The organism is Niabella sp. CPT15-335-S11 (assembly GCF_058792415.1).
This window is the reverse complement of the sequence record NZ_JBYTEI010000006.1, coordinates 96,604-122,057: the sequence shown is the minus strand read 5'-3', so window position 1 is coordinate 122,057 and position 25,454 is coordinate 96,604. Positions and strand designations below refer to the sequence as shown.

Annotated in this window: 23 protein-coding genes; 14 read left to right on the top strand and 9 right to left on the bottom strand. The window is 47.1% G+C overall.

What is annotated here, in order from left to right; translation table 11 throughout:
- Window positions 1-3: 3 nt before the first annotated feature.
- From AC3WS5_RS14625 to AC3WS5_RS14615, 3 genes are all read right to left on the bottom strand, one after another.
- On the bottom strand, window positions 4-1,020 hold the full coding sequence (locus tag AC3WS5_RS14625; RefSeq protein WP_492468142.1) for an LLM class flavin-dependent oxidoreductase: 1,017 nt from the start codon (window positions 1,018-1,020) through the stop codon (window positions 4-6).
- Window positions 1,021-1,096: 76 nt separating this feature from the next.
- Window positions 1,097-2,287, bottom strand: a complete 1,191-nt coding sequence (locus AC3WS5_RS14620; RefSeq protein WP_492468141.1) for a sigma-54-dependent transcriptional regulator — start codon at window positions 2,285-2,287, stop codon at window positions 1,097-1,099.
- 98 nt (window positions 2,288-2,385) lie between these two features.
- A complete protein-coding gene (locus AC3WS5_RS14615) occupies window positions 2,386-3,375 on the bottom strand; it encodes a pyruvate dehydrogenase complex E1 component subunit beta (RefSeq protein ID WP_492468140.1) in 990 nt (329 codons plus the stop codon).
- A 174-nt stretch (window positions 3,376-3,549) separates the two neighbouring features.
- Here AC3WS5_RS14615 and AC3WS5_RS14610 point away from each other — a divergent pair, with 174 nt between their 5' ends.
- Complete coding sequence (locus AC3WS5_RS14610) at window positions 3,550-4,521, top strand: YpdA family putative bacillithiol disulfide reductase (protein WP_492468139.1); 972 nt, start codon at window positions 3,550-3,552, stop codon at window positions 4,519-4,521.
- 165 nt (window positions 4,522-4,686) lie between these two features.
- Here the strand turns inward: AC3WS5_RS14610 and AC3WS5_RS14605 are convergent, their stop codons facing one another.
- A complete protein-coding gene (locus AC3WS5_RS14605) occupies window positions 4,687-5,874 on the bottom strand; it encodes an acetyl-CoA C-acyltransferase (RefSeq protein WP_492468138.1) in 1,188 nt (395 codons plus the stop codon).
- A gap of 103 nt (window positions 5,875-5,977) precedes the next feature.
- Between AC3WS5_RS14605 and AC3WS5_RS14600 the strand changes: the two genes are divergently transcribed.
- The gene (locus tag AC3WS5_RS14600; RefSeq protein WP_492468137.1) at window positions 5,978-7,216 is read left to right on the top strand and encodes an exo-beta-N-acetylmuramidase NamZ family protein; all 1,239 of its coding nucleotides are present in this window, start codon (window positions 5,978-5,980) and stop codon (window positions 7,214-7,216) included.
- A 285-nt stretch (window positions 7,217-7,501) separates the two neighbouring features.
- Here AC3WS5_RS14600 and AC3WS5_RS14595 read toward each other — a convergent pair whose 3' ends face one another.
- Window positions 7,502-8,734 (bottom strand): isocitrate dehydrogenase (NADP(+)), encoded by a 1,233-nt coding sequence (locus tag AC3WS5_RS14595; RefSeq protein WP_492468136.1) that lies wholly within the window; start codon window positions 8,732-8,734, stop codon window positions 7,502-7,504.
- Between the two features lie 118 nt (window positions 8,735-8,852).
- On the opposite strand from AC3WS5_RS14595, the gene AC3WS5_RS14590 reads away from it, so the two are divergent.
- Window positions 8,853-9,464: a Crp/Fnr family transcriptional regulator gene (locus AC3WS5_RS14590; protein ID WP_492468135.1), complete on the top strand. Its 612-nt coding sequence runs from the start codon at window positions 8,853-8,855 to the stop codon at window positions 9,462-9,464.
- Between the two features lie 5 nt (window positions 9,465-9,469).
- Here AC3WS5_RS14590 and AC3WS5_RS14585 read toward each other — a convergent pair whose 3' ends face one another.
- Complete coding sequence (locus tag AC3WS5_RS14585; protein WP_492468134.1) at window positions 9,470-11,353, bottom strand: Nramp family divalent metal transporter; 1,884 nt, start codon at window positions 11,351-11,353, stop codon at window positions 9,470-9,472.
- A 247-nt stretch (window positions 11,354-11,600) separates the two neighbouring features.
- Between AC3WS5_RS14585 and AC3WS5_RS14580 the strand changes: the two genes are divergently transcribed.
- Window positions 11,601-12,596 (top strand): hypothetical protein, encoded by a 996-nt coding sequence (locus AC3WS5_RS14580; protein ID WP_492468133.1) that lies wholly within the window; start codon window positions 11,601-11,603, stop codon window positions 12,594-12,596.
- 58 nt (window positions 12,597-12,654) lie between these two features.
- Here the strand turns inward: AC3WS5_RS14580 and AC3WS5_RS14575 are convergent, their stop codons facing one another.
- The gene (locus tag AC3WS5_RS14575; protein WP_492468132.1) at window positions 12,655-12,879 is read right to left on the bottom strand and encodes a hypothetical protein; all 225 of its coding nucleotides are present in this window, start codon (window positions 12,877-12,879) and stop codon (window positions 12,655-12,657) included.
- Between the two features lie 472 nt (window positions 12,880-13,351).
- Complete coding sequence (locus AC3WS5_RS14570) at window positions 13,352-14,917, bottom strand: acyl-CoA mutase large subunit family protein (protein ID WP_492468131.1); 1,566 nt, start codon at window positions 14,915-14,917, stop codon at window positions 13,352-13,354.
- A gap of 260 nt (window positions 14,918-15,177) precedes the next feature.
- On the opposite strand from AC3WS5_RS14570, the gene AC3WS5_RS14565 reads away from it, so the two are divergent.
- Window positions 15,178-15,525 (top strand): HesB/IscA family protein, encoded by a 348-nt coding sequence (locus AC3WS5_RS14565; protein WP_492468130.1) that lies wholly within the window; start codon window positions 15,178-15,180, stop codon window positions 15,523-15,525.
- A gap of 9 nt (window positions 15,526-15,534) precedes the next feature.
- Window positions 15,535-16,431, top strand: coding sequence for a class I SAM-dependent methyltransferase (locus tag AC3WS5_RS14560; RefSeq protein WP_492468129.1), 897 nt, complete (start codon window positions 15,535-15,537; stop codon window positions 16,429-16,431).
- Between the two features lie 61 nt (window positions 16,432-16,492).
- Here the strand turns inward: AC3WS5_RS14560 and AC3WS5_RS14555 are convergent, their stop codons facing one another.
- On the bottom strand, window positions 16,493-17,317 hold the full coding sequence (locus tag AC3WS5_RS14555; RefSeq protein WP_492468128.1) for a glutaminyl-peptide cyclotransferase: 825 nt from the start codon (window positions 17,315-17,317) through the stop codon (window positions 16,493-16,495).
- A gap of 228 nt (window positions 17,318-17,545) precedes the next feature.
- Here AC3WS5_RS14555 and dxs point away from each other — a divergent pair, with 228 nt between their 5' ends.
- The 8 genes from dxs to AC3WS5_RS14515 all read left to right on the top strand — a co-directional run bounded on the left by dxs (window position 17,546) and on the right by AC3WS5_RS14515 (window position 25,446).
- Window positions 17,546-19,474, top strand: coding sequence for a 1-deoxy-D-xylulose-5-phosphate synthase (gene dxs / locus AC3WS5_RS14550; RefSeq protein WP_492468127.1), 1,929 nt, complete (start codon window positions 17,546-17,548; stop codon window positions 19,472-19,474).
- Between the two features lie 394 nt (window positions 19,475-19,868).
- On the top strand, window positions 19,869-21,104 hold the full coding sequence (gene sqr / locus AC3WS5_RS14545) for a type III sulfide quinone reductase, selenoprotein subtype (protein WP_492468126.1): 1,236 nt from the start codon (window positions 19,869-19,871) through the stop codon (window positions 21,102-21,104).
- Between the two features lie 85 nt (window positions 21,105-21,189).
- The gene (locus tag AC3WS5_RS14540) at window positions 21,190-21,498 is read left to right on the top strand and encodes a TusE/DsrC/DsvC family sulfur relay protein (protein WP_492468125.1); all 309 of its coding nucleotides are present in this window, start codon (window positions 21,190-21,192) and stop codon (window positions 21,496-21,498) included.
- 107 nt (window positions 21,499-21,605) lie between these two features.
- Window positions 21,606-22,088, top strand: a complete 483-nt coding sequence (locus AC3WS5_RS14535; RefSeq protein WP_492468124.1) for a DsrE/DsrF/DrsH-like family protein — start codon at window positions 21,606-21,608, stop codon at window positions 22,086-22,088.
- A gap of 177 nt (window positions 22,089-22,265) precedes the next feature.
- Window positions 22,266-23,273 carry a tryptophan--tRNA ligase gene (trpS, locus tag AC3WS5_RS14530; protein ID WP_492468123.1) on the top strand — a complete coding sequence of 336 codons (1,008 nt, stop codon included), beginning with the start codon at window positions 22,266-22,268 and terminating at the stop codon, window positions 23,271-23,273.
- Between the two features lie 94 nt (window positions 23,274-23,367).
- On the top strand, window positions 23,368-24,006 hold the full coding sequence (locus AC3WS5_RS14525) for a deoxynucleoside kinase (protein ID WP_492468122.1): 639 nt from the start codon (window positions 23,368-23,370) through the stop codon (window positions 24,004-24,006).
- 85 nt (window positions 24,007-24,091) lie between these two features.
- Window positions 24,092-24,904, top strand: a complete 813-nt coding sequence (locus AC3WS5_RS14520; protein ID WP_492468121.1) for a DUF3822 family protein — start codon at window positions 24,092-24,094, stop codon at window positions 24,902-24,904.
- Window positions 24,895-25,446, top strand: coding sequence for an RsmD family RNA methyltransferase (locus AC3WS5_RS14515; protein ID WP_492468120.1), 552 nt, complete (start codon window positions 24,895-24,897; stop codon window positions 25,444-25,446). The genes AC3WS5_RS14520 and AC3WS5_RS14515 overlap by 10 nt, the downstream gene beginning before the upstream one ends.
- The last annotated feature ends 8 nt before the right edge of the window (window positions 25,447-25,454 follow it).

Below are 25,454 nucleotides of genomic sequence, written 5' to 3'. Positions count from 1 at the left end.
CGCTTATAACCTGACCGTTTTTCTCTCTTCCATTCCGGCAAAGATCCGGCTGACTATTTCAAAAGATTTGCGCCTGGCGGCGTGGTCGTAGATATTCCCCGAGATCATGATCTCGTCGGGTTCAAATTGACGGATAAACGCTTCCAGTGATTTGGCGACTTTCTCTTCATCGCCAATAAAAGAGTAACGAAGCATCTCCTTGATCACCGCTTGGTGATATTCATCCCAAACCTGGTTCATGTTCTTCACGGGAGGCGCCAGTAGCCTGGATTCGCCGGTAATAACGCCCATAAACATCTGATACATCGAACTGGCCAGCCATTCCGCCTCGGCCTGCTCTTCAGCCGCAACTATGTTTATACAGGGCATCACGTATGGTTTGGACAGGCTCTCAGATGGCTTGAAATTTTTCCGATAGATATGCAGGGCCGCTTCAAATTGTGTGGGTGCAAAATGTGTGGCAAAAGCATAGGGGAGGCCAAGATGCGCGGCTAGTGCAGCGCTTTCGGTGCTGGAACCCAGAATCCAGACCGGCGTTCGCAAACCCTCGCCGGGATTGGCTTTGATGGGAGAGCGATCGTTCGCTCCGTCCACGTAAGCCATCAGTTCCAACACCATCTCAGGGAAATGCTCCGCAGCAAAGCGGTTTCTCCGAAGTGCATTTGCCGTTAGCGGATCCGTGCCCGGCGCCCTTCCAAGACCGAGGTCTATTCTACCCGGGTAAAGTGTGTCCAGGGTACCAAATTGCTCAGCAATAACCAAGGGCGCGTGGTTCGGCAGCATGATGCCACCGGAACCGACGCTGATTTTTTTTGTACCACCGGCAACATATCCAATCAGGATCTGAGGTGCGCTACTGGCTACGCCCTTCATATTATGGTGTTCAGCAAACCAGAATCTTTGATAGCCTAATTGTTCTGCAAACTGCGCCAGGTCAAGCGCATGATGAAATGACTGGGAAGCAGAGCCTCCTTCAGTGATCAGTGCGAGTTCTAAAATGGAAAATAGGGGTTTGTGCATATAGATGAATTCCCCTTTCTAACAAATTTGTAGCAAATAGGTTGGCAGTCAGTTATTCTGTTCAGCAAAAATTCATCTACCGGGGAATCACGTAATTCTTCACGTCGTCTTCAGTGATGATTTTTCCACTTAGTATGATCAAGCGCTCCACCACGTTTCGCAATTCGCGAATGTTGCCGGTCCAGTCGTAATCCTGAAGAGCCAGAATCGCAGCAGGGTTCACTTCTTTTTTGGCAATGCCGTAATCGGTGCAGACATCGGTCAGGAACTGATCTACCAGCAAAGGAATATCGTCTTTTCTTTCGTTCAGTGAAGGCACATGAATTAAAATCACGCTAAGGCGGTGGTAAAGGTCAAGCCTGAATTTTTTTTCTTCTACTTCGGCCAACAGGTCTTTGTTGGTGGCGGCCACCACGCGGACATCCACGCTGATATCCCGGTCTGCGCCAACCCTGGTGATCTTTCCTTCCTGCAGGGCCCTCAGCACTTTTGCCTGTGCGTTGAGGCTCATATCACCAATTTCATCCAGGAACAACGTGCCACCATTGGCTTGTTCAAACTTTCCGATCCTTTGCTTGACGGCTGAAGTAAATGATCCTTTTTCATGGCCGAATAATTCAGATTCGATCAGTTCGGTCGGGATCGCGGCACAATTCACTTCTACCAATGGTCCGTTTGCGCGACTGCTCTTCTCGTGAAGCCATCTGGCCACAAGTTCTTTACCCACGCCATTTTCTCCCGTGATCAGGATACGGGCTTCAGTAGGCGCCACCTTATCAATGGTTTCTTTGATTAATGCAATGGGCTTCGAGTTACCAACGATCTCCTGTACTTTGGAAAATTTCCGTTTGAGCACTTTAGTTTCGGTGACCAGCGAACCTTTCTCAAGGGCGTTTCTCAGCGTAATCAGCAGTCGGTTTAGATCCGGTGGTTTTGAAATGAAATCGTAAGCGCCGTTTTTTACAGCTTCCACGGCGGTTTCAATATTGCCGTGGCCGGAGATCATAATGATGGGAGTGTCTGATCCGGATTCTGAAACTTTTTTCAAAAATTCAAGCCCGTCAAGTTTTGGCATCTTGATGTCGCAGAGCACGGCATCAAATTTTTTTGAATGGAATATGTCCAGTCCTTCTTCGCCATCAGTAGCCTCTTCAACCTTATATCCCTCAAAAGAGAGAATTTCGGTAAGGGTTTTCCGGATGGCCCTCTCATCATCAATGATAAGAACCGTTGCAGAGTTTGAGCTATTCTTGTTTCTTTGTGGCACAGGTACTGATTTTCAAAAACTTTATCATTCCGGCATTGCTGATCCGGTATCCGTTCTTGCTGGTATGCTGCTACCGGCCAGGCTTTGAAGAAACCGGTTCATTTCTTCAGGTACATCACTTCCTTAACCAGTTTCACCGTTCTAGGAACATCGGGTAAGGCGGCGGCTACCAGGTTATGCGCGTAGTGCAGGGGTGCATCCGCTGCAGTAATTCGCCTGATGGGCGCATCCAGGTAATCGAACGCATCTTTCTGTATGTTGTAGGAAATTTCAGACGATATCGATGCGAAAGGCCATTGCTCTTCAACGATCACTAAACGGTTGGTCTTCTTAACGCTGTTCACGATGGTTGGCAGGTCCAGCGGTCTGATAGTTCGCAGGTCGATCACCTCGGCGCTGATACCTTCTTTTTCCAGCTCCTGGGCCGCTCCCAGCGCGACTTTCATCATCTTATTATACGAAACCAGGGTAACATCCGTCCCCGCTTTTTTAATATCTGCCTTGCCCAGTTCAATATAATATTCTTCTTCAGGAACCTCCATTTTGTCACCGTACATCTGTTCACTTTCCATAAACATCACGGGGTCTTCTTCGTAGCGGATGGCCTGTTTCAACAGACCTTTCGCGTCATAAGGGTTGCTGGGAGATACCACTTTAATACCCGGGATATTAGCATACAGTGCTTCAAAAGCCGTTGAGTGCTGGGCGCCCAATTGTCCGGCTGATCCGTTTCCACCGCGGAAAACGATAGGACAGGAAAGCTGACCGCCGCTCATGGCTAACATCTTGGAGGCTGTGTTTAGGATCTGGTCCAGCGCCAATACCGCGAAGTTCCAGGTCATGAACTCTACGATTGGTCTCAGTCCGTTTTGTGCAGCGCCCACGCCAACCGCTGTAAATCCCAGTTCAGTTATAGGTGTATCCAATACACGTTTGGGGCCGAATTCCGCCAGCATACCCTGGCTGACTTTATAGGCTCCATTATATTCTGCAACTTCCTCGCCCATCAGAAAAACCCGGCTATCCCTTCTCATTTCCTCGTTCATTGCCTCCCTGAGGGCTTCCCTGAATGCAATTGATCTTGCCATATTTTTTAGTCTATTTTAAGAGCAGCAAATTTAAGTGAGATGGCGCACAAAAAAAAATCGGGGTAAAATTGGAGATGACGGGGCATCCTTCTCAGCAGCCTGGTCTGCCCGATTTTGCAAGTCCTCATTAAACCGAGGTCCCATTCCATCAGCGCGGATATTTATCTTTGCCCCATGGAGAAGCATATTCCCGTTATCATAATCGGCGGAGGTCCCATCGGGCTGGCCTGCGCCATTGAAGCTAAAAAAGCCGGAATCGATTACCTGGTGCTGGAAAAAGGCTGCCTGGTAAACTCGCTTTATCATTATCCCGTAAACATGACTTTTTTTTCCACATCGGAGCGGCTGGAAATTGGCGGGGTTCCCTTTGTTTCCATCCACCCAAAGCCCACCCGGAATGAAGCGCTGGAGTATTATCGGCGGGTAGTTTTGGTGTATGACCTGAACATCCATTTATTTGAAGAAGTGCGATCGGTGAAAAAAACGGAAGTGTTTTTCCGGGTCAGCACCAGCCTTGCGGACTATACCTGCGATCAGATTATTATGGCTACAGGGTTTTACGATATCCCTTACAGGCTGCAGGTTCCTGGCGAGGACCTGCCTAAAGTGACCCACTATTACAATGATCCGCATTTTTACGCGTTCCAGGATGTCATCGTGGTGGGAGCGATGAATTCGGCGGTGGATGCAGCGCTTGAGACCTGGCGAAAAGGTGCCAGGGTGACCATGGTGATCCGGGGCGAGGGCATTGGCGAAAGGGTGAAGTACTGGGTCAAACCCGATATTGAGAACCGGATCAGGGAAGGATCTATAAAAGCTCTTTACCACTCAACGGTCCGGGAGATCCGACCGGGTGAAGTGGATATTGATACGCCCGATGGGCAAATAACCCTGAAAAACGATTGGGTGGTCGCCGCGACGGGGTATCAGCCAAACCTGCATTTTCTGCGGAGCATGGATATTGCCTTAAGTGATGACGAAGTGCAATGTCCCATTTTGGATCCCGAAACCCATGAGACCAGTGTGAAAGGAATTTACCTGGCTGGGGTGATCTGCGGTGGTATGAATACCCACCGGTTGTTTATTGAAAATTCCAGGGAACACGCCGAAAAAATCATCAACGCGATAGCGGGGCAAAACCAGTAAAGCCATTGAATTTTCGTTTGGTTATTTGCATAGCACCATCTAAAACCGGACGGGGATTGAAATGAATATCCCCCTTCTGGTCCGAAAGACTCCAGACTCATTCGGAGCGGGCGTGCCAGCCTTCGGCAGGTAAACCGGTAGGCAGGGGTGTCCAATACCCAACCCTCATCCCAGATTTTCGATAACAATAGCGCTGGCACCGCCTCCGCCATTGCAGATGCCCGCCGCGCCAAACTTTGCATTATTTTGTTTTAAAATATGTATCAGCGTCGTCGTGATTCTGGCACCACTCGCGCCGAGTGGGTGACCGAGGGAAACAGCGCCCCCGTTTACATTGACTTTGCTAATGTCGAGTCCCATCCTTTTGATATTTTCAATAGCTACCACACTGAAAGCTTCATTGATCTCCCAATAGTCGATCTGACCCATTTCCAGTCCGGCTTTTGATACAGCTTTGGGCAGAGCAAGAGATGGGGTGGTGGTGAACCATTTGGGTTCCTGTTCAGCATCTGCATACGACAATATCCTGGCGATGGGATTTAATCCGAGTTCCATGACTTTTTCTCCGCTTGCCAGCACGAGTGCTGCCGCACCATCATTCATGGTGCTCGCATTTGCCGCCGTCACAGAACCATCTTTCACGAAAGCGGGGTTCAACAATGGAATCTTGTCAAACTTCACATTATAGGGTTCCTCATCCTCAGTAATGTAGATAGGATCTCCTTTACGTTGCGGTACGGGAACCGGAATCACCTCGGCCTCAAACAGACCTTTTTTCCAGGCATCCTGGCTTCGCCGGTAACTCTCCACCGCGTAGGCATCCTGGTCGTTTCGGGTAACCTGACATTCCCTCGCACAGAGTTCGGCGGCCATACCCATGGCCTGACCGTCATACACATCTGTGAGACCGTCTCTTGACAGTCCATCGACCAGCATTACATTCCCATATTTATTTCCCCACCGCTGGCTCTCGGCGTAGTAAGGCACATTGGACATGCTTTCCATACCACCGGCAACAACGATATCCGCATCGCCCAGCAAAATACTTTGTGCGCCAAGCATGACCGCTTTCATGCCGCTGGCGCAGACCTTATTGATCGTGGTACAGTTGACTGAATCGGGGAGTCCCGCGAATTTTGCAGCCTGCCTGGCCGGGGCCTGCCCCAGGTTGGCCTGTAGCACGCATCCCATCAGCACATCCTGAACCTTTTCAGGTCCGACGCCTGCTTTTTCTACCGCAGCCTTAATGGCTATGGATCCCAACTCCGCGGCGCTCAGGGTTTTCAATACACCGCCAAAACTGCCGATGGGCGTACGAATGGCGGAAAGGATATATACTTCAGGTTTGGGCATCGCGCAATGTTTTATTGACAAATGTAATTAATAGACGTTAGACTCGAGACGCTAGACATTAGATCGATAAGATATTGTGTCTATATTTGTCAAAAGCTTTAATATGAAAATGATCAGCCTGTTCCTTTTTTCATTTGTTGTGTTGGTAGCTTGCAGTCCTGTTAAACCCAGCGCCCACGATCCGTTTGTAAAAGCGAAAGACTCAAATTTTGTCTATAGCCTGCTGCCGGGGGCAGATCAGACGGGACTTTACATCGACTACCTCAAAAACAAACGCGTTGGCATCGTTGCAAACCCTACTTCCCGGATTGGCAACACGCACCTGGTGGATAGCCTGATTGGCCGGGGTATAAAAGTGGTGAAGGCTTTTGGCCCGGAACATGGTTTCCGGGGCGATGCTTCTGCAGGGGCTAAAGTAGGCGATGCCACAGATCCGAAAACGGGCATTCCGGTGATTTCATTGTATGGCAATAAAAGCAAGCCCACGCCGGAAGATCTGGCCGATGTGGATATCATGATCTATGATATCCAGGACGTGGGCTGCAGGTTCTACACCTATATCAATGTGCTGGGAAAAATTATGGAGGCCTGCGCGGAGAATAATAAGGAATTGCTGATCCTCGACCGGCCAAACCCTAACGGTTACCTCGTGGATGGACCCATCCTGGATATGCGTTTAAAATCAGGCATTGGCGCCTATCCTATTCCTATTGCACATGGGCTCACAGTAGGAGAGCTGGCCGGTATGATCAATGGAGAGGGCTGGCTGGCCAACAAAGTGAAGTGCAAAATCCGGGTCATTCCGGTGGCCAATTACAATCATGATGCTATGTACACGTTGCCGGTGAAACCTTCGCCCAATTTAAATACGCAACAGAGCATCCTGCTGTATCCCTCTTTGTGTTTGTTTGAAGGGACCATCGTTAGTCAGGGCAGGGGCACGCAGTTCCCCTTCACCGTGCTGGGAGCGCCGGCGCTCAAAGGGAAATACAGTTTTAGTTTTACGCCGGTAAGTATCAAAGGTATGGCTGAAACGCCGCTGCATATGAACAAGGCCTGTTACGGACTTGACCTCAGGCATATTGATCTTTCGGGATTGATCAAAGAAAGAAAAATTAATATACAATGGATGATGGAATTGTATAAAGCCTATCCCGACAAGCAAAAATTCTTCGACAGGTCTCAAAGCGCGCAGATAGGGGACATTGACAAGCTTGCCGGCGTATATGAATTCAAAAAACAGATTATCGCCGGAACTTCCGAAGCTGATATCCGCAAAACCTGGGAGCCCGGGTTGTCCGCCTATAAGACAATGCGCGAGAAATATATGATATATCCGTAATGCATTTTGGGGTAGAGGAATGAATAGGTGGGGTAGCGATTGCAACAGTGGAGGAACTGGAAGATTGGAAATCACAAAATGTGATATCCAATAAAGAAAAGATGCGCCCCAGACCCCGCGACCCTATTGGTTTTAAAACAAAAGCGGATAAAGAATAATACACAGTTAAAAGGCCGTCGATTCGGAAAATAAAAAAACGGGTCAGGACACTTCCTAACCCATAAATTTTATTGCTGCCCGGTAATTCGGAGTTCTGCCAAAATATACTTAAGCGAATAATTCCGATTAACTCAATTTCTTTTTGAGGTTTTCATCAATCGCTGCCAGGAACTCCTCGGTATAGAGGTAGTGTTCCCCGTGATTGACATTTTTTCCATATACGCTGATGGCCAGGTCCTTGGTCATCTTACCCTCTTCAACAGTTTCAATGCACACCGCTTCCAGCGCGTGGGCAAAACGGATCAGTTCCTGGTTATCATCCAGCTTTCCCCGGAACGCCAACCCGCGGGTCCAGGCGAAAATACTCGCTATTGGATTGGTGCTGGTGGGATTGCCTTTCTGATATTCCCGGTAGTGGCGGGTCACAGTCCCATGCGCAGCCTCGGCTTCCATCGTCTTGTCATCTGGTGTGATCAGCACAGAGGTCATCAGTCCAAGCGAACCAAATCCCTGAGCAATGGTATCACTCTGTACATCGCCATCGTAATTCTTACAGGCCCAGACAAAATTGCCATGCCATTTCAGCGCGCTGGCAACCATATCATCGATCAGCCTGTGCTCATAGGTGATACCTGCTTTATCAAACTCTGTCTTGAACTCCCTGGTGAAAATTTCCTCAAAGATGTCTTTGAACCTGCCATCATATTTTTTCAGGATCGTGTTTTTGGTTGACATATAAAGGGGCCATTTCTTATCCAGCGCCATATTGAAACAGCTCCTTGCAAATCCTATGATGCTTTCATCGGTATTGTACATCGACAATGCGACGCCATCTCCTTTAAAGTCATACACCTCAAAAACCTGCGGTTCACTGCCGTCTTCAGGAGTGAAAGTCATCGTAAGTTTTCCCTTGCCTTTAATGACCGTATCCGTGGCACGGTACTGGTCTCCAAACGCGTGACGGCCAACAATAATAGGCGCTGTCCAGTTTGTAACCAGCCTGGGGATATTGCTGATAACGATCGGTTCGCGGAAAACAGTGCCATCGAGAATGTTCCGGATGGTACCGTTCGGGCTTTTCCACATCTGTTTCAGATGAAACTCTTTTACGCGGGCTTCATCCGGCGTGATGGTAGCGCATTTAATACCTACCCCGTATTCTTTAATTGCGTTTGCGGCGTCAATCGTAATTTGGTCGTTGGTCGCATCCCTGTGTTCAATACCCAGATCAAAATATTTTAATTCAACATCCACATAGGGTAGAATGAGTTTGTCTTTAATGAATTTCCAGATGATCCTGGTCATTTCATCACCATCCAGTTCCACAACCGGTTGTGATACTTTAATTTTCTGAAGCATAAAGTTGTATTTATTTATCCATTCTGAGAAAGCGGCAAATCTACATATTTAACAGTTAATTTAATGTTTAACGCCTGAATAATTGCCTCTGTCAAAGTTTGTCTTAACTTTGAGTGCCATGCCTGACCGAAAATCAATTGAGCCATTTGTACAATTTCTCCGTCAGTTCGTTCCGCTTACGGAAGATGAGGTGAGGAAACTGATGAAGCCCGTTTTGCAAATCAGAAATTTCTCCAGGAAATCCTATATTACCAAAGCGGGCGAAGTTGAAAATTATATAAATTTTATCGTAAAAGGGATAGTCCGGAAGTTTCATGTTGCACATGAAGAGGAGAAGGTTGTTCAACTGGCCAGGGAGGGACATTTGATTTCCTGCCAGGAGTCCTTTTTTTCCGGCACGGAATCCATTTATTATCTCGAAGCGATAGAGCCGACTACACTGATTTCAGTTAAGCGCGAAGACCTTGAAAATTTGTTTAAAATCAGTCACCAGTTCGAAAGGCTCGGGCGATTGGTGACCATTCAAATGATGGTGCTTAAAGATAACTGGCAGATAAGCCTGATCAGTCATACACCCAGGGAGCGATTTTTCTACTTTGTGGAAAATTATCCGGAGATTCTGCAGCGGGTTCCACAAAAATATATCGCGTCCTACCTGAACATCCAGCCCGAAACATTCAGCCGTTTCAAGCACCTGATGATGAGCGAATATCGTAACCCTTACAAGTAATACGACTACCCATTGACTACCAGAACGGGCACCCGGATCCTGTGCCGGACATTATTGATGGTTTCCCCGTAAATAAAGTCACGCAGACCTTTGTGGCCGTGCGCTCCGATCACCAGCATGTCTGCCCCCGATTCGTTGACGATCCGTGCGATTTCCCTGGCCGGTTTACCATATCCCAGGGCAGTATCAGTTCCGATCGCTAATTCATTGAGCTGATCTGAATAGTGGTCCAGGAATGTCTTATCTGTTTGCGTTTCATCATCCTCGCTTTCGGCGAAATTTACCGTTGCCGCCACACTTTCCACAACATGGATCAGCAGGTAGCGGGTGTCCTTCTTGCCCTGGGCAATCGCGTAGTTGATCAACGGCTGGTCCATATCACTGAAATCAAGCGCCACCGCAATTTTTTTATAGGCAGGTACCGGTCGGATCTGCAACTGGACAGGCAGCTTGTGAAGGGGGGAAATGGCTCTGCGCCTGAATCGTTTTCCCATTGGGTACAAAACCGTATAGACAAGCAGGAAGACAAATGATACGCCGCCCAGGACGATCAATATTTTCCAAATCAGGTTCCCCGGTTGTTTAAAATAGGATACGGCCTGATCGCCGACCATCCGAAGGTTCAGGTAAACCAGGATCACCGTGATACCCCATGCCAGTAATTTTGTCTGTGTTTTGATGGCAAATTTTCCCATCGTTTGTTTATCACTCACAAAATGAATGAGCGGCACAATAGCAAAACTCAACTGCATGCTCAATATAACCTGGCTGAACACCAGCAGCCAGTCAACATCACTTTCTCCGTGAATGACAATGATTGCCACCGCCGGGATAATGGCTACCAGCCTGGTCAGCAAGCGCCTTACGATGGGATTAATCCTGATCCGAAGGTATCCTTCCATGACGATCTGGCCGGCAAGCGTACCCGTAACAGTGCTGCTTTGCCCTGCTGCAATGAGCGCCACGGCAAAGAGAGTAGCTGCAAACTTGCTCCCCAGGTGCTGGGGCAGGAGCTCATAGGCTTGTTTAATCTGCGCCACATCGGTCCTGCCGGTTTTAAAGAAGACGGTAGCTGCCAGGATCAGGATCCCTGCGTTGACCAGGAAAGCCAAATTCAGGGCGATGGCGCTATCCATAAAATTCGCCTTCAGCGCTTTCTTTATTCCGGAATCGTCCCGCTTAAATTTACGGGTCTGCACGAGCGCAGAATGCAGGTAGAGATTGTGCGGCATAACCGTGGCTCCAATGATCCCTATTGCAATGTACAGGGCGGCGTCGTTTTCGAGCCGGGGCACGAATCCCGACATGATTTCCCTGCCGTTGGGCTCAGCTACAATGATCTGAATCAGGAAAGAAATGCCAATAATAAAGATCAATCCAACAATAAAGGCTTCCAGTTTGCGAATACCCAGGCGCTGTAATGCCATCAGGAGGAAAGTGTCCAGGGCCGTGAGAAGTACGCCATAAATAAGCGGAAGCCCGGTGAGTAACTGGATACCGATGGCCATCCCCAGGATTTCAGCCAGGTCCGTTGCCGCGATGGCGATCTCGGCAAGAATATATAGAATCAAGTTCAATGCCTTGGGATAGGTTTCCCGGTTTGCTTGTGCCAGATCCCGGCTCCTGACAATTCCCAGGCGGGCAGAAAGGCTCTGCAAAAGGAGGGCCATCAGGTTACTCATCAGCAGGACCCATATCAACGAATAACCAAACTGACTTCCCCCGGCGAGGTCGGTGGCCCAGTTTCCCGGATCCATATAGCCGACACTTACCAGGTAGGCCGGTCCGAAAAAAGCCAGGATGCGTCTCCACTTTGATTTGTAGGGGCGGGTGGTGTCAACCGACTGATGTACATCGCTTAGTGAGGTTTCGGAATGATGACGCTTCATGTTTCGCGGATATTGATCTCTTAGGGAACCCATTCTGTAAAAAGTTTTAAATACCCCTAAAAAAATTTTTAGGCAAATCTAAAAAAATATTTGAAATAATGGGGGATGGAAATTCATCGGGATGAAAAAACCGAAATGGCGGGGTTTTTGCGCAAAGCGGTCGGTAATTGCTGAAAAGTCAAAAAATGATGAAGTTCCGGGAGTTTGAACCTACAAAATATTTATTTTCGTAATTAATTGTTAATGTATGAGTACGAGGTTGTTATTTGGCTGGCTGCTAATGGGATTCGTGTTGGTTGCCTGCGGAGGTAAAATGAAGAAGAAAATGTCTGGCGGTGAATCGGTCATCATTACGGATTATATTGGTTTCTTTCCAAAACTCGATTTGCCGCTGGTTTATTCCGATAGTTCTTTTCCCGCCAGTCTAAATGATTCCGTGTTAATCAGTCCCGAAGTCTATGCACTTTTTAATCCGGATTCTGTTTATGCTCCGGCGTTTTCAAAAAAGGAACATCCCCGTTTTTTTGCCATCGGTCGGTTTGACAATGGTCCGGATGAAGTTTATTTACTGTCAGGCGCTATATCTACCGCGAAAAAAGTATTATTTATCAGCACTTACGATAAAGCCCATAAATTCATTGCCGGTATGGCAGCACTTGAGGCAGGCGCAGATAAACAGTTACATCAATCCGTGACCATTGATACCAGGTTTAATATTACCCGCGATCTGGTCAGGAACAGTCCGGGCGAGACCCCCACTTCAGGCCGGGATGTATTTGTCCTGAACCGCGCCACGCAAAAATTCATGCTGATCATGACCGATTCGTTGGGTCAGGCGGCTACAGAACTGATCAACCCCATTGATACCCTGCCCAGGACCGGAAAGTTTTCTGCCGACTATGGCAGTGGGAAGAAGAACCTGATATCTGTCAGGGATGGTCAGCGTGAGGGCAGGATTCGTTTTTTCATTCATCTGGAAAAGAAAGAAAGTGAATGCTCAGGTGAGCTGAAAGGGGAAGCTATTTTCACAGGCCCAAATGTGGCGGAATATCGCCAGGGTGGAGACCCCTGTGTACTGAAGTTTATATTTAGCAAGTCGGCCGTTACACTCAGTGAGGTAGAAGGCTGCGGTTCCAGGATGGGCGGGCTGCAATGTTCCTTTAACGGCAATTACCCCAGGATAAAAGAGGCGGGGCAATCCGCCGAAAAGCACAAAACACGAAAGCATAAGACAAAAAAATAATGGTTACCCTTTAGCATCAGGTAACCATTAAGTAGAGGTTTGATTAGCTTTGAATCGATTACCGGTCCAGAATGACCTTGTCTGTGATAATCAATGTCTTTGTTCCGTCCACCATTTCTTCATGCCAAATCCATTCCTTTAGATTGATCCGCGTTCGGCTTGAAAACAGATAATCATCAATATACTCAATGGCGTTGGCCGTGAAGCTGATATTGGTCATTACCACAACTTCGTCATCGTTCTCAAACTCTCTGCGCTCGGGTATTTTGTTGACAATTCTCATCTTTACCAGTTTTAAAATGTTAAAGTGAATTTTCAGTTCGAACTAGTCAAAGTACTCTAAAACAACAGGCTAGTCTGGGAGGTGAAGAACGGTCTGAAATATTGCCTGTCTATCGGGTGAGAAATGCCTTACGAGGCAGTACGTGCATCTGCTTTAAAGATAGGATGTTTTCCGTTAAAAAGCAAATTAATTGTAACAATGATTTGTTAAGGAAAAATTTGGGCGGCATTCAACTGGGGCGCAAAGAGTTATGAATACAATATATTAATTATTCTAAATATTTATATGTACTTAAGCCGTCCCATATTGTCAAAAACGGGGCCGTGACTAAAGGCTACGCAGGAGATTGGCAGCAGAACTTTTCATCTGCAGCAGGATATCATATAATTGGAAATAATTGACTGGTTCCGCCCGCTGACCATTTTTATTTTGCAATCAAGTAGAAATTCAGCTAAAAATACATGCCGGATGATCAGGCATATTCTCCGAAAACTTCTACCAGTGCTGCAGAAATCTCTCCCAGCGTGCATTTGGCGGCAACGGCTTTCAGCACCACCGGCATCAGGTTATCAGTTCCCGCAGCTTTTGTTTTCAGCTCCGCAAGCAGCTTGTCACAGGCTGCCTGGTCACGGTTTTGACGAAGTTTCCTGAGTTTTTCAATTTGCACTTCCCGGATCTTATCATCGACTTTCAAAATCGGAGGTGTTTCCGATTCCACAGTCTGAAATTTATTCACGCCGACGATAATTTTTTCATTGGTCTCAATCTTGCGTTGATACTCATACGCGCTCCGTGCAATTTCCTCCTGGACAAATCCTTCTTCAATGGCACGGACGCCCCCACCCATCGCGTCAATTTGTTCGATAAGTTCATTAGCCCTTTCCTCAATCTCGCGGGTCAGCGATTCTACAAAATAGGATCCCGCGAGCGGATCGACCGTCTCCGTGACACCGCTTTCAAACGCGACGATCTGCTGGATGCGAAGTGCGATCCGGGCCGCATCTTCGGTTGGCAGGCTCAACGCCTCATCAAAACCATTGGTGTGCAAAGATTGGGTTCCACCCAATACTGCGGCCAGCGTCTGAATGGTCACCCTGGAAATATTATTCTGCGGTTGCTGTGCCGTGAGGGTGCTCCCGCCAGTCTGCGTGTGGAAACGCAACATCATCGCTTTTAGATCCGTAGCGCCAAGTGTTTTCATAATATTTGCCCACATCCGTCTTGCTGCGCGGAACTTGCCCACCTCTTCAAAAAGGTTATTGTGCGAATTAAAGAAGAAAGAAAGCCTCTTGCCGAATACATTGATGTCCAGTCCTTTTTCCAGGGCTGCCTTAACATATGCTTTACCATTGGAGAGCGTAAAAGCAATTTCCTGTACAGCCGTGCTACCGGCTTCCCGGATATGATAACCGCTAATGGAAATAGTATTCCATTTGGGCAGCTTCTGGCTGCACCATTCGAAAATATCGGTAATGATCCGCATCGAACTTTTTGGCGGAAACCGGTAGGTGCCCCTTGCTGCGTATTCCTTTAATATGTCATTCTGAATAGTTCCTGCGATCTTTCCAAGGTCGGCCCCCTGCTGCCGGGCCAGTTCCACATACATCGCTAATAAGATGAATGCTGTGGCATTGATCGTCATGCTGGTAGAGACCTCTTCCAGCTTAATACCTCTGAACAGGATCGCCAGATCTTCAATGCTGTCAATGGCAACGCCCACTTTTCCAACCTCACCCTCAGCGAGCGGATGATCGCTGTCATAGCCGATCTGCGTGGGGAGATCAAAGGCCACGCTTAATCCCATCACCCCCTGAGAAAGCAGGTAATGGTAGCGCTTGTTGCTCTCTTCTGCTGTGCTAAAGCCGGCATATTGTCGCATCGTCCATAATCGACCCCGGTACATATCTTTTTGCACCCCCCGCGTGAACGGAAATTCTCCTGACTTTTCATTCAGGGTCTCTGCCGGAGGCAGGTCTGCGGCCGTGTAAAGCGATTTGACTTCAATGTGGCTGTCTGTAACAATCTTCCTGGTTTCCATATATGTTTGTTCTCGAATCGGCGTTAAAGGTACGCGGATTCAGATGATTGAGGTCAATTTACAGGCTAACCTGAGATAAATCATTTTTGTGTCACCGGGTGTTAAAATAGGTACATCTTGATTGATTGTCAGGAAGGAACGACATTTTTAAAAGCCTGAGTTACTTGGTCTGAAAAGTTGTAACCACACTTTCTGCGCCGGTTATTATGTGGAGGACGCCAGTTCATCTACGGTTCAATTTTAATAGTTAAATTTGCAGGATGACAGACATTCAAAATGCTGTTCCGGTGACTTTTACTGCCGGGGCAATCCAGGAGCTGAAGAGACTGATGTCCGATCCGGGCTTCGATACAACCCGTTACCTGAGGGTGGGCGTAAAAGGTGGCGGCTGCTCGGGAATGACCTATATATTAGGATTTGATGACAGGGATGAAAAAGACCAGGAATTTGAGGTGGATGGAGTCCCTTGCATCATTAACAGGGCGCACGAGCTTTACCTCGCCGGTATGGAAATCGACTGGGCGGAAGATCTGAACAACCGCGGATTTACCTTCACCAATCCCAATGCTTCCAGTACCTGCGGCTGCGGTACCAGTTTCGCAGTATAAACCCTTTGAATGGCGAATGTTCATTACACTCATTGCCCTGTCTGCGGTTCCGACCACCTGACGACTGTTTTCTCCGCAAAAGACTATACCGTCAGCGGCCGTTATTTTGAGATTATGGAATGCGGGTATTGCCAGGTAAGATTTACGCAGGATGCACCCCCGCTGGAAGAAATAGGCGCTTTTTATAAATCCGAAGATTATATCTCCCATACCAATAGTTCGAAAGGCCTTGTCAACCACTTGTACAAAAAGGTGCGTACTTACACCATCACGCAAAAAGCAGGCATCGTCCGGAAGTATACCGGTCTGGAAAAAGGCAGTCTCCTCGATGTCGGCTGCGGTGTAGGCACGTTTCTGCACTATATGAAATCAAAAGGCTGGCTGACCACCGGGCTGGAACCGGATGCGGATGCCCGTCAGTTAGCTGCCAGTCTGTACGGGCTGACCACAGAGCCGTCCCACGCGTTGTTTTCTTTGCCACCAGATCATTTTGATGCGATCACCCTTTGGCATGTGCTGGAGCACGTTCATGATCTGCATGGCTATCTGAACCAATTGAAAAATCTGCTTAAACCTGCTGGAAAACTATTTCTGGCAGTTCCTAATTACACCAGCCGCGATGCGATGGTCTATGGAAAGTACTGGGCTGCTTACGATGTACCCAGGCATCTTTATCATTTTTCGCCGCTTTCGATGGAAATATTATTAACTCAGCATGGTTTCCAACTGGAGAAACAACTGCCGATGTGGTTCGATAGTTTTTATGTATCACTCCTGAGCAGTAAATATAAGTCGGGGAGTACCCGCTTCGTGTCGGGTACACTCCATGGCCTCTCTTCCAACCTGAGAGCTTTAGGTAATACCGGCGCTTGCAGTTCAGTTATTTATATAGCCGGGCAAAAGTGATGTTGCGATCGGGGAATGCCTGAAAAGTGCACCAGGATCGTGTTTGAATCAATTTAATTTTTTATTGGCCGAGTCGGATCTCATATAATTCCGGCCATTTTTTTCCCGTAATGTAGATTTTCTTTGTATCCGCATCAAAGGCAATGCCATTGGGCACATCGGCGCCGGGATCAATTTGCCGGATGCGGTTCCAGATCTGGGTCAGGTCGATACGCCCAACCACCTGCCCGCTCGAAGGGTCGATCTTAAAGATATAGGGTTGCTGCCATTGATTGGCGTAAACAAAGCCGTCTATATATTCGAGTTCATTCAAATTAAAAGATAGTTCCGCACCAATCGTTACAGACTGCGTATGCAACAATTTAAAGGTAGATGGATCGTAAAAATAAAGGTTACTGCTTCCATCACTGACGATCAGCTCTTTTCCATTATGGGTGATGCCCCAACCTTCGGTATTGATGGGGAATTCCTTGATTTTTTTAAAATCCATATTATAAACGAAAACCACTTTTTGTTGCCAGGTTAACTGATAAATGGTGTCATTTAAAACTGTGATTCCCTCTCCGAAATAAGTTCCCGGCAGAGAAAGAGATTTTTGGGCCTTCCCGCTGATCAGGTCGACCTTCAGAAGCTGGGAATTCCGGTGGCTTTCCGGAAAGGCGTCGGAACCTCCCGTGCCTTCATATAACTGACCTTTATAAATAACCAGTCCCTGGGTAAACGATGAGGTGTCATGTGGATAAGTGCGAACCACCGAATAGCTGATATTATTCACGCCGGTAGTTGGTTTGACTGTTTCAGAATTGTTGGCTTTCTCGTTGTCTTTGCAACTGTTCAAAATGGATAAGGCAATGATAACTGCCGGGATCAACAGGATTTTATTCATAATGTCTTTTGGAACCGCAAAAATAGTGTAATCTGTAGAACAGATTTTCCAGAAACAGGCAAACCAGTCAGGAGCCGGGGCTGCCGATTACATCCACTTAACCATCCTCCGGGGTCAAAACCTGCTTCAGCAAGACCGCAGGACTTTTTTTTGGAAAATTTACTATTGGACACTTTCTTCCAATGATTATACCTATATTCCTTTTTTAAAATATCCTATTTTTGCGCCATGACCATTCAGCCGGGCCAATTATTAAAAGCGGTTAACTCTCCCGCGGATCTGAAAACGATCCCTATAGAGAAGTTACATGAGTTTTGCGAGGAACTCAGGCAGTACATCATTGACGTGGTGAGCGTACACGGCGGGCATTTTGCTGCCAGCCTGGGGGTGGTTGAACTAACCACCGCGCTGCACTATGTATACAATACACCTTATGACCTGCTGGTATGGGATGTCGGACACCAGGCTTACGGACATAAGATCATCACCGGCAGGAGAGACAGGTTTGAGACAAACAGGAAGTATAAAGGGATCAGTGGATTTCCAAAAATCGCAGAAAGTGAATATGACACTTTTGGCGTAGGACATTCATCAACCTCCATTTCTGCAGCACTTGGTATGGCGATGGCTTCTAAATACAAAGGAGAGGCTGACAGAAAAGTGGTGGCTGTCATCGGCGATGGTTCTATGACCGCAGGTATTGCCTTCGAAGGTATGAATCACGCCGGTGTGGCGGATACCGATCTGCTGATCATACTGAATGATAATGGTATTAGTATCGACCCCAATGTGGGAGCGCTCAAAGAATACCTGACCGATATCACTATTTCTCCTACCTACAACAAATTCAAGGAAGACGTCTGGAACCTAATGGGCAAAATGCCCGTCGGCGGGAAATTCACGCAGACAATGAGTCACAAACTGGTCGAGACGCTGAAGGGGATGGTCAACAGCAGCTCCAACCTGTTTGAATCCTTGAAGTTGCGATACTTTGGCCCGATTGACGGTCATAATATCAGCAAACTGGTGGATACGCTGACAGATCTCAAAAATATACCGGGCCCGAAGATCCTTCATGTGGTCACAACTAAAGGAAAAGGTTATGCCCTGGCTGAAAAAGATCAGACCCGCTGGCATGCGCCCGGCATGTTCGATAAAGTTACTGGCGAAATTTACAAGAAGACTTTCGCTACGCCGCAACCACCAAAATATCAGGACGTTTTTGGCAGGACTATTCTGGAACTTGCAAGACAGAACGATAAAATATTTGGTGTCACCCCGGCAATGCCTTCGGGTTGCTCGCTGAAATTTATGATGGATGAAATGCCTCAGCGGGCAATTGATGTGGGTATCAGTGAACAACATGCGGTAACCCTGAGTGCAGGTATGGCTACACAGGGCCTGAAAGTGTTCTGTAATATCTATTCCACGTTTATGCAAAGAGCCTATGATCAGGTCGTGCACGACGTGGCGATCCAAAAACTGCCGGTTGTTTTTTGCCTGGACCGTGCGGGGTTAGTAGGTGATGACGGCCCAACGCACCACGGTTGCTATGATATTCCATACTTCCGCTGTATTCCCAACATGGTGATCAGCGCACCTATGAACGAGTCGGAACTGAGAAACCTGATGTTTACGGCCCAGTTAGAAACGACAAACTTCCCGATGGTTATACGCTACCCGCGTGGAGAAGGGGTGATGCCCGAATGGCAGACACCCATGAGCGAAGTAGCCATAGGTAAGGGACGCCGGTTGAAAGAAGGTAAAGACCTCATCATTCTGAGCCTGGGTCATCCCGGAAATTTCGCCGCCGCGGCTATCCGTACATTGGAACAGGATGGTGTGATGCCGGGACACTATGATATGCGGTTCGTCAAACCCCTTGATGAAGCATTGTTGCACGATGCCTGCCGGAATTATGAAAAGATTCTGACTGTAGAAGATGGTGCTGTGAAGGGAGGCTTTGGTACCGCTGTGCTTGAGTTCATGGCTGCCCACGGTTACACCAATGAAATCAGGATCCTGGGTATTCCCGACCGGATTGTGGATCAGGGAACGCAAAAAGAACTGCAGCGGGAGTGCGGATATGATACAGAAGGTATAGTTTACACTGTCAGGGAAATGCTGGCAGAGAAAATTAAAGTCACTGTCTCCTGATCTCCTTGCAGCGTCAAAGCCTTCAATTTATCGATTGATCTTTCTTGATAACACTGCGTTAGCCGCATCCACGGATATGTCTTCATGCCTACACAATAATCCCTTGTGAAAAATGAGCCCCGATCCCTGTCGTTTGTTGCAGACCGGAGTTTTAAGATTCAGCATTGCTTTCACGGGTTTGGATATTCATTTATTCGTCGCCTTTCTTCTTCATTTCCTGATTAATATCATATTTCCATGCCTGTTTTAGGTGATAATTATCACGCAGGGCGCAAAATGCCCAGGGTAATTTTGTGTTGGACAATAGGGTAGAACGATAGGAGTCAGTGCAGCGCCTACCCGCCGACAAATCACAAAATTTTCTAAAGTGAATTGAAAACATGAAAATTAACATATGAAGAAATTGATTATCCTGGGCGCCGGGACTGCCGGAACAACGATGGCCAGTCACCTAAAAAAGAAACTGAAACCATCAGAATGGGAGATTACGATCATTGATCAGCGAAAGGAACACTATTACCAGCCGGGATTCCTATTTGTGCCGTTTGGTCTTTACAAACCATCAGATACATTCAGGGATATTTCCAGGTATATCCCGTCAGGCGTAAACTTGATAACTACCCGGATTGAAAAAGTCATTCCCGGTGAAAACCTTATCGAACTGGGAAACGGCAGTAAGCTGAGTTATGACATCCTGATCGTAGCTACCGGTGCGGTTTCGTCTCCGGATGAAGTGACAGGAATGAACGGTCCGGAGTGGTATAAATCTGTTTTTGATTTTTACACCTACGAGGGAGCTGTGGCCTTGTCGGAAAAACTGAAAAACTGGGAAGGTGGTAAGCTGGTCGTGCATCTGGTTGAAATGCCCATTAAGTGTCCGGTAGCGCCGCTTGAATTCACGTTCCTGGCAGATGCGTACTTCAGGAAACGTGGTATCAGAGATAAGGTGGAAATCACTTATGTGACCCCTTTGAGCGGGCCATTTACCAAACCTAAATCAAATACTGCACTGAATTACCTCATGCAGGAAAAGAACATTTCCATCATCAGCGATTTCGCCATCGCAGAAGTGGATAATGAACACAAGAAAATAGTGGATTGGGGAGGTGATGAAGTGCAGTTTGATCTGTTGGTTACCGTACCTACCAATAAAGGGGATGAACTATGGGCCAGATCAGGGATGGGTGATGATCTGAATTTCATTCCTACCGATAAGCATACACTCCGGTCTAGAGATTATGAAAACATATTTGTAATCGGTGATGCCACGAATGTACCGGCCTCCAAAGCAGGCTCGGTGGCGCATTTTCAGGCCGAGATCCTCACCGAGAACATCATGCACTACATCAAAGGCGAGGCGCTGCAGGCTTCGTTCGACGGGCATTCAAATTGTTTTATTGAGACCGGTCACGGCAAAGCGCTGCTGATCGATTTCAATTACGATCACGAGCCCGTTCCGGGAACTTTCCCCATACCAGGTATCGGACCCTTGAAGATGTTAAAAGAAAAAAGGGTCAACCATTGGGGTAAACTGGCCTTCAGGTGGGTGTACTGGAATATGCTGCTGAAAGGGATCCCGATTCCTTTTGTGCCGGCGCATATGCGGAAAGCAGGGAAGAAGTTTGATTGAAGTAACTTATAAAGATACGAAAGAAACAAGCACGATTCATTCTTAGGTATTTCTTTAATTATTCATCCGGTATAAAAAAACAATCATGGAAAAGACAGTTGCAGGAAAAACAATTCAGGTAAACGAAGAAGGGTTTATGACCGACTTCTCTCAGTGGACACCCGAGATCGGGGATGAGCTCGCGAAAGAAAGCAGTATTACGCTCACGCCAAGGCATTGGGAAGTGATTCACTATCTGCAGGATCAGGTAAAAAAGGAAGTGGCCCTGAGTATCCGCGGTATTGGAAAAAGCGGCGTACTGGGCATCAAAGAATTTTACGAACTGTTCCCCAAAGCGCCATTAAAAACTTCCACAAAGATCGCAGGTGTACCCAAACCAGCCAGTTGTATTTAAAACCCGTAGTCTAACTGAATTGAAGAGAGTTCGGCGTTGTCCGAAAAAACATGCTGGCAGTTTTGGCTCAATAACCGCCATACTTAACATCATTTAAAATCATTGTTATGAGTGAAAATAATAACAGCCTCAAAAAGGTGATGATCATTTTGTCGAAGGCTACTATCGAGAACGTTTATGCTGCCTTTATCCTGGCCAATGGCGCGAGGATGGAAGGACTCGAAGCTGAAATGTTTTTTACATTTTTCGGTCTCGAAGCCATTCATAAGAAAAAGAACAATAGTCTCAGGGTTCCAACGGTCGGAAATCCGGCCATGCATATGCCCACCCTTATCGGTGCATTACCCGGTATCGAAACGATGGCGACAAATATGATGCAAAAGCAGATGGATAAACTGGATATTCCTCCTGTCCCCGAGTTCCTGGATATTCTTTATGAATCCGGTGTTACCCTTTGGGGTTGCAAGCTGGCTGCAGATATGTTCAAATACAAGAAAGAGGATCTGTACGATGGGGTGGAGGCAATTATCACCGTTGGTGAATTTTATAATAAGGCCAGCGGTGAGGGCACGCAGATAATTTTTATCTGAGCAGAGGGGATGCTAGACGTTAGACACGAGATGTTAGATATTAGACGCTCGACGTGTGAGACTACCCTTTCTCGGCAGGCGAGCCTGCCGAGAAAGGGTAGTCTTGCCTGCAGGCTGGGGTGGACCAGACAAATTTCAACACAAATTTCCTGAATCCTTCGTTATCTTTGCGCCCTTATGGACAACGGAAAGGAAATTGTTTTGAGTGGCGTCCGTCCCACAGGTTTTTTGCATCTTGGAAACTATTTTGGCGCCCTGAGGAATTATGTCAGGATGCAAGATCAGTATCAATGTTATTTTTTTATTGCTGACCTGCATTCACTCACCACACATCCGGATACAAAGGAATTAAGGGAAAACGTACTGCATGTTGCTTCCGAATACCTGGCCTGCGGACTCGATCCGAAAAAAATTGCGTTGTATTGCCAGAGTGATCTGCCACAAACTTCCGAACTTTATTTATACCTGAATATGCTGGCCTACAAAGGCGAGCTTGAAAAAACAACCACCTTTAAAGATAAAGTGAGATTGCAGCCCGATAATGTAAATGCAGGTCTGCTGACCTACCCGGTACTGATGGCTGCCGACATCCTCATCCATCGCGCAAAATACGTACCGGTGGGTAAGGACCAGGAGCAACACCTGGAAATGACCCGTAACTTCGCGAACCGCTTCAATCACAGGTATGGCGAGGTTTTCCCGGAAGCTAAAGCTTTCAACTTTGGTGAAGAATTGCTGAAAGTGCCCAGTCTGGATGGCGCCGGCAAAATGAGCAAAAGCGAAAATCAGTATGCGACTATTTACCTCGCAGATGACGATGAAATGATCCGCAAGAAAGTGATGAAGGCCAAAACAGACGCGGGCCCGACAGAACCCCACTCCCAAAAACCCGACTATATCACCAATCTGTTCGACCTGATGAAGTTGGTTAGTACCGAAGATACGGTCAGAAAATTTGAGAACGACTTCGACAACTGCACGATACGATACGGCGATATGAAAAAACAACTGGCTGCAGACATGGTCGCTTATATCGCACCGATCCGCAGGAAAACAACTGAGATAAGGGCTGACGAATCCTATTTGAAACAAGTGCTGAAAGAAGGCGCAGAAAAAGCCAGCGTAAGCGCAAACAGTACGATGGAGCTTGTGCGGCAAGCCGTAGGCGTAAAATATTTCGGGTAAATTCTCCGGGATTCCAAAAAGATTGATTATTTTGAACTTCAGACAGAGAAGGATATCTACAGGAACAGATAAACTTTAGATTCAACGTGTAAATATGGCCAAATCGAAATCCAAACCAAGACATATCGCGGTAGCCGGTAATATTGGGGCAGGGAAAACCACGCTCACAGAAATGCTGAGCAAACATTACAAGTGGATTCCGAATTTCGAAGACGTAGATCATAATCCATACCTGATGGATTTTTATGATGATATGCCACGCTGGAGTTTTAATCTGCAGATCTATTTTTTACACGGTAGGCTCAAACAATTACTGGAGATCCAGCAGGGAACGGAAACGGTTATCCAGGACAGAACCATTTATGAAGATGCCAATATTTTTGCACCCAACCTCCATGAAATGGGGTTGATGAGCCGCAGAGATTTTGACAACTACTTTCAGTTTTTCCAAACCCTGAAAACAATGGTCAAGCCGCCGGATCTGCTCATTTATCTGAATGCTTCAGTACCCACCCTGGTAGGGCAAATACAAAAGCGGGGAAGGGAATACGAAGAAAATATCCGGCTGGATTACCTGAAGAAATTAAATGAATATTACAATAAATGGATCACCAGTTACCATGAAGGTAAATTGCTGATCATTGATGTAGATAAAAATAAATTTGCAGAACGGGAAGAAGATTTTGGCGAGATCATTTCAAAAATAGATGCCCTGCTCTACGGTTTGTTCTGACAATCGGCCACCGGGATGTTTATATATTCGTGTCGGCCTGGGGTATCTCCCGCCAGATTAATTTCTGAAATTTAAATTGACAAATTTGCAGGAACAATTTACTATAGGATCAATGCCGGTGCAGGAAGGAGAGGGGATGATATTGAGCGTGCAAATGGCGAACGACTACCTGGGGTTTGCGATCAGCTCGCAGGATGAAGAAGCGCTGCTGGCGCTGAAATGGTACGGTATCAAGACTTTGAACCCGGAGTTGTTGGATGAATGGCTCAAAGAAAATGCCTGGCCCGATCAGCCATTTAATAAAATACATATTTGTTTTGATAACAATTCAAATATCCTTTTGCCCGCTGCCGGTGCGGAGGAGGATCATTCAGCGGCACTTTATGCAGCAGGCGCCCATGCCTTCGATACTACGCTTCAGGAGGTGACGCGGGATGGCGCCTTGAGCAATGTCTACACGATACCTTACCAGGTGCATGATTGGATCCGCGTGCATTTCCCCGCGGCCCGTATCATGCATCTCAAAACCCTGTTGGTGGATCAAATTGGCGGAACCGGGGCTGAAGGACTGCTGTCCCTCAATTTTTGTAACAACACTTTTAATCTGGTCGCAGCACAGTCGGGGAAATTACTGCTGGCACAAACCTATCCCTATTCCAGCCCAGCCGACGTTCTGTTTTATGTGCTGAAAGTCTGCGAACTGTTTAACCTGGACCAGGAAAAACTGGAACTGCGTTTATCCGGTTTGCTGGAAAAAGAGTCCAGCTTATACCGAGAGATCTATCAGTATTTTCTTCACCTGGACTTTAGTACCTGCAAGTGGGCCGTTCCAGAGTCCGCTCAGGAATATCCGGCTCATCTTTTTTGCACGCTAAATCTGATTGTCCAATGCGAATAATCAGTGGGATGCTAGGAGGCAGAAAGATCAGTCCGCCGGCGAAAATGCCCTTCACCAGACCCACGACTGATGTAGCCAAGGAAGGCCTGTTCAATGTACTTCAACACCGGATTGATTTTGATGGCATTAAAACCCTCGATTTGTTTGGAGGCACCGGCAGTATCAGCTACGAGCTAGCCAGCAGGGGAGCCGGGGATCTCACGATCGTAGAAAAAGATCCCGTGATGTTTGCGTTTATTCTGAAAACGGCGGAGCAATGGAAGATCGGAAACCTTCACGGGGTTCGAATGGATGTGTTCAAATATCTCGAACAGTGCCGTGACAAATTCGATTTTATTTTTGCCGGACCTCCCTATGCACTGACAAATATCGACCAATTACCACAGTTAATTATTTCGCGGGAGCTATTGAACGACGAAGGTTGGTTTGTACTGGAACACACGCCCAGAAACAATTACAAAGAGTTTAAGAAGTTCCGGTTCGAGAAAAAATACGGTACCACCCTGTTCTCAATTTTTATAAATGAACCCGGTAACGAATAATCCGACCG

Coding starts and splice junctions, on each gene's coding strand:
- AC3WS5_RS14610 (WP_492468139.1), top strand. CDS start 3,550: ATGGAGAAGCATATTCCCGTTATCATAATCGGCGGAGGTCCCATCGGG.
- AC3WS5_RS14605 (WP_492468138.1), bottom strand. CDS start 5,874: ATGCCCAAACCTGAAGTATATATCCTTTCCGCCATTCGTACGCCCATC.
- AC3WS5_RS14555 (WP_492468128.1), bottom strand. CDS start 17,317: ATGAATAAAATCCTGTTGATCCCGGCAGTTATCATTGCCTTATCCATT.
- trpS (WP_492468123.1), top strand. CDS start 22,266: ATGGACAACGGAAAGGAAATTGTTTTGAGTGGCGTCCGTCCCACAGGT.
- AC3WS5_RS14560 (WP_492468129.1), top strand. CDS start 15,535: ATGGCGAATGTTCATTACACTCATTGCCCTGTCTGCGGTTCCGACCAC.
- dxs (WP_492468127.1), top strand. CDS start 17,546: ATGACCATTCAGCCGGGCCAATTATTAAAAGCGGTTAACTCTCCCGCG.
- AC3WS5_RS14625 (WP_492468142.1), bottom strand. CDS start 1,020: ATGCACAAACCCCTATTTTCCATTTTAGAACTCGCACTGATCACTGAA.
- AC3WS5_RS14535 (WP_492468124.1), top strand. CDS start 21,606: ATGAGTGAAAATAATAACAGCCTCAAAAAGGTGATGATCATTTTGTCG.
- AC3WS5_RS14515 (WP_492468120.1), top strand. CDS start 24,895: ATGCGAATAATCAGTGGGATGCTAGGAGGCAGAAAGATCAGTCCGCCG.
- AC3WS5_RS14565 (WP_492468130.1), top strand. CDS start 15,178: ATGACAGACATTCAAAATGCTGTTCCGGTGACTTTTACTGCCGGGGCA.
- AC3WS5_RS14580 (WP_492468133.1), top strand. CDS start 11,601: ATGAGTACGAGGTTGTTATTTGGCTGGCTGCTAATGGGATTCGTGTTG.
- AC3WS5_RS14585 (WP_492468134.1), bottom strand. CDS start 11,353: ATGAAGCGTCATCATTCCGAAACCTCACTAAGCGATGTACATCAGTCG.
- AC3WS5_RS14575 (WP_492468132.1), bottom strand. CDS start 12,879: ATGAGAATTGTCAACAAAATACCCGAGCGCAGAGAGTTTGAGAACGAT.
- sqr (WP_492468126.1), top strand. CDS start 19,869: ATGAAGAAATTGATTATCCTGGGCGCCGGGACTGCCGGAACAACGATG.
- AC3WS5_RS14590 (WP_492468135.1), top strand. CDS start 8,853: ATGCCTGACCGAAAATCAATTGAGCCATTTGTACAATTTCTCCGTCAG.
- AC3WS5_RS14525 (WP_492468122.1), top strand. CDS start 23,368: ATGGCCAAATCGAAATCCAAACCAAGACATATCGCGGTAGCCGGTAAT.
- AC3WS5_RS14615 (WP_492468140.1), bottom strand. CDS start 3,375: ATGGCAAGATCAATTGCATTCAGGGAAGCCCTCAGGGAGGCAATGAAC.
- AC3WS5_RS14600 (WP_492468137.1), top strand. CDS start 5,978: ATGAAAATGATCAGCCTGTTCCTTTTTTCATTTGTTGTGTTGGTAGCT.
- AC3WS5_RS14595 (WP_492468136.1), bottom strand. CDS start 8,734: ATGCTTCAGAAAATTAAAGTATCACAACCGGTTGTGGAACTGGATGGT.
- AC3WS5_RS14570 (WP_492468131.1), bottom strand. CDS start 14,917: ATGGAAACCAGGAAGATTGTTACAGACAGCCACATTGAAGTCAAATCG.
- AC3WS5_RS14540 (WP_492468125.1), top strand. CDS start 21,190: ATGGAAAAGACAGTTGCAGGAAAAACAATTCAGGTAAACGAAGAAGGG.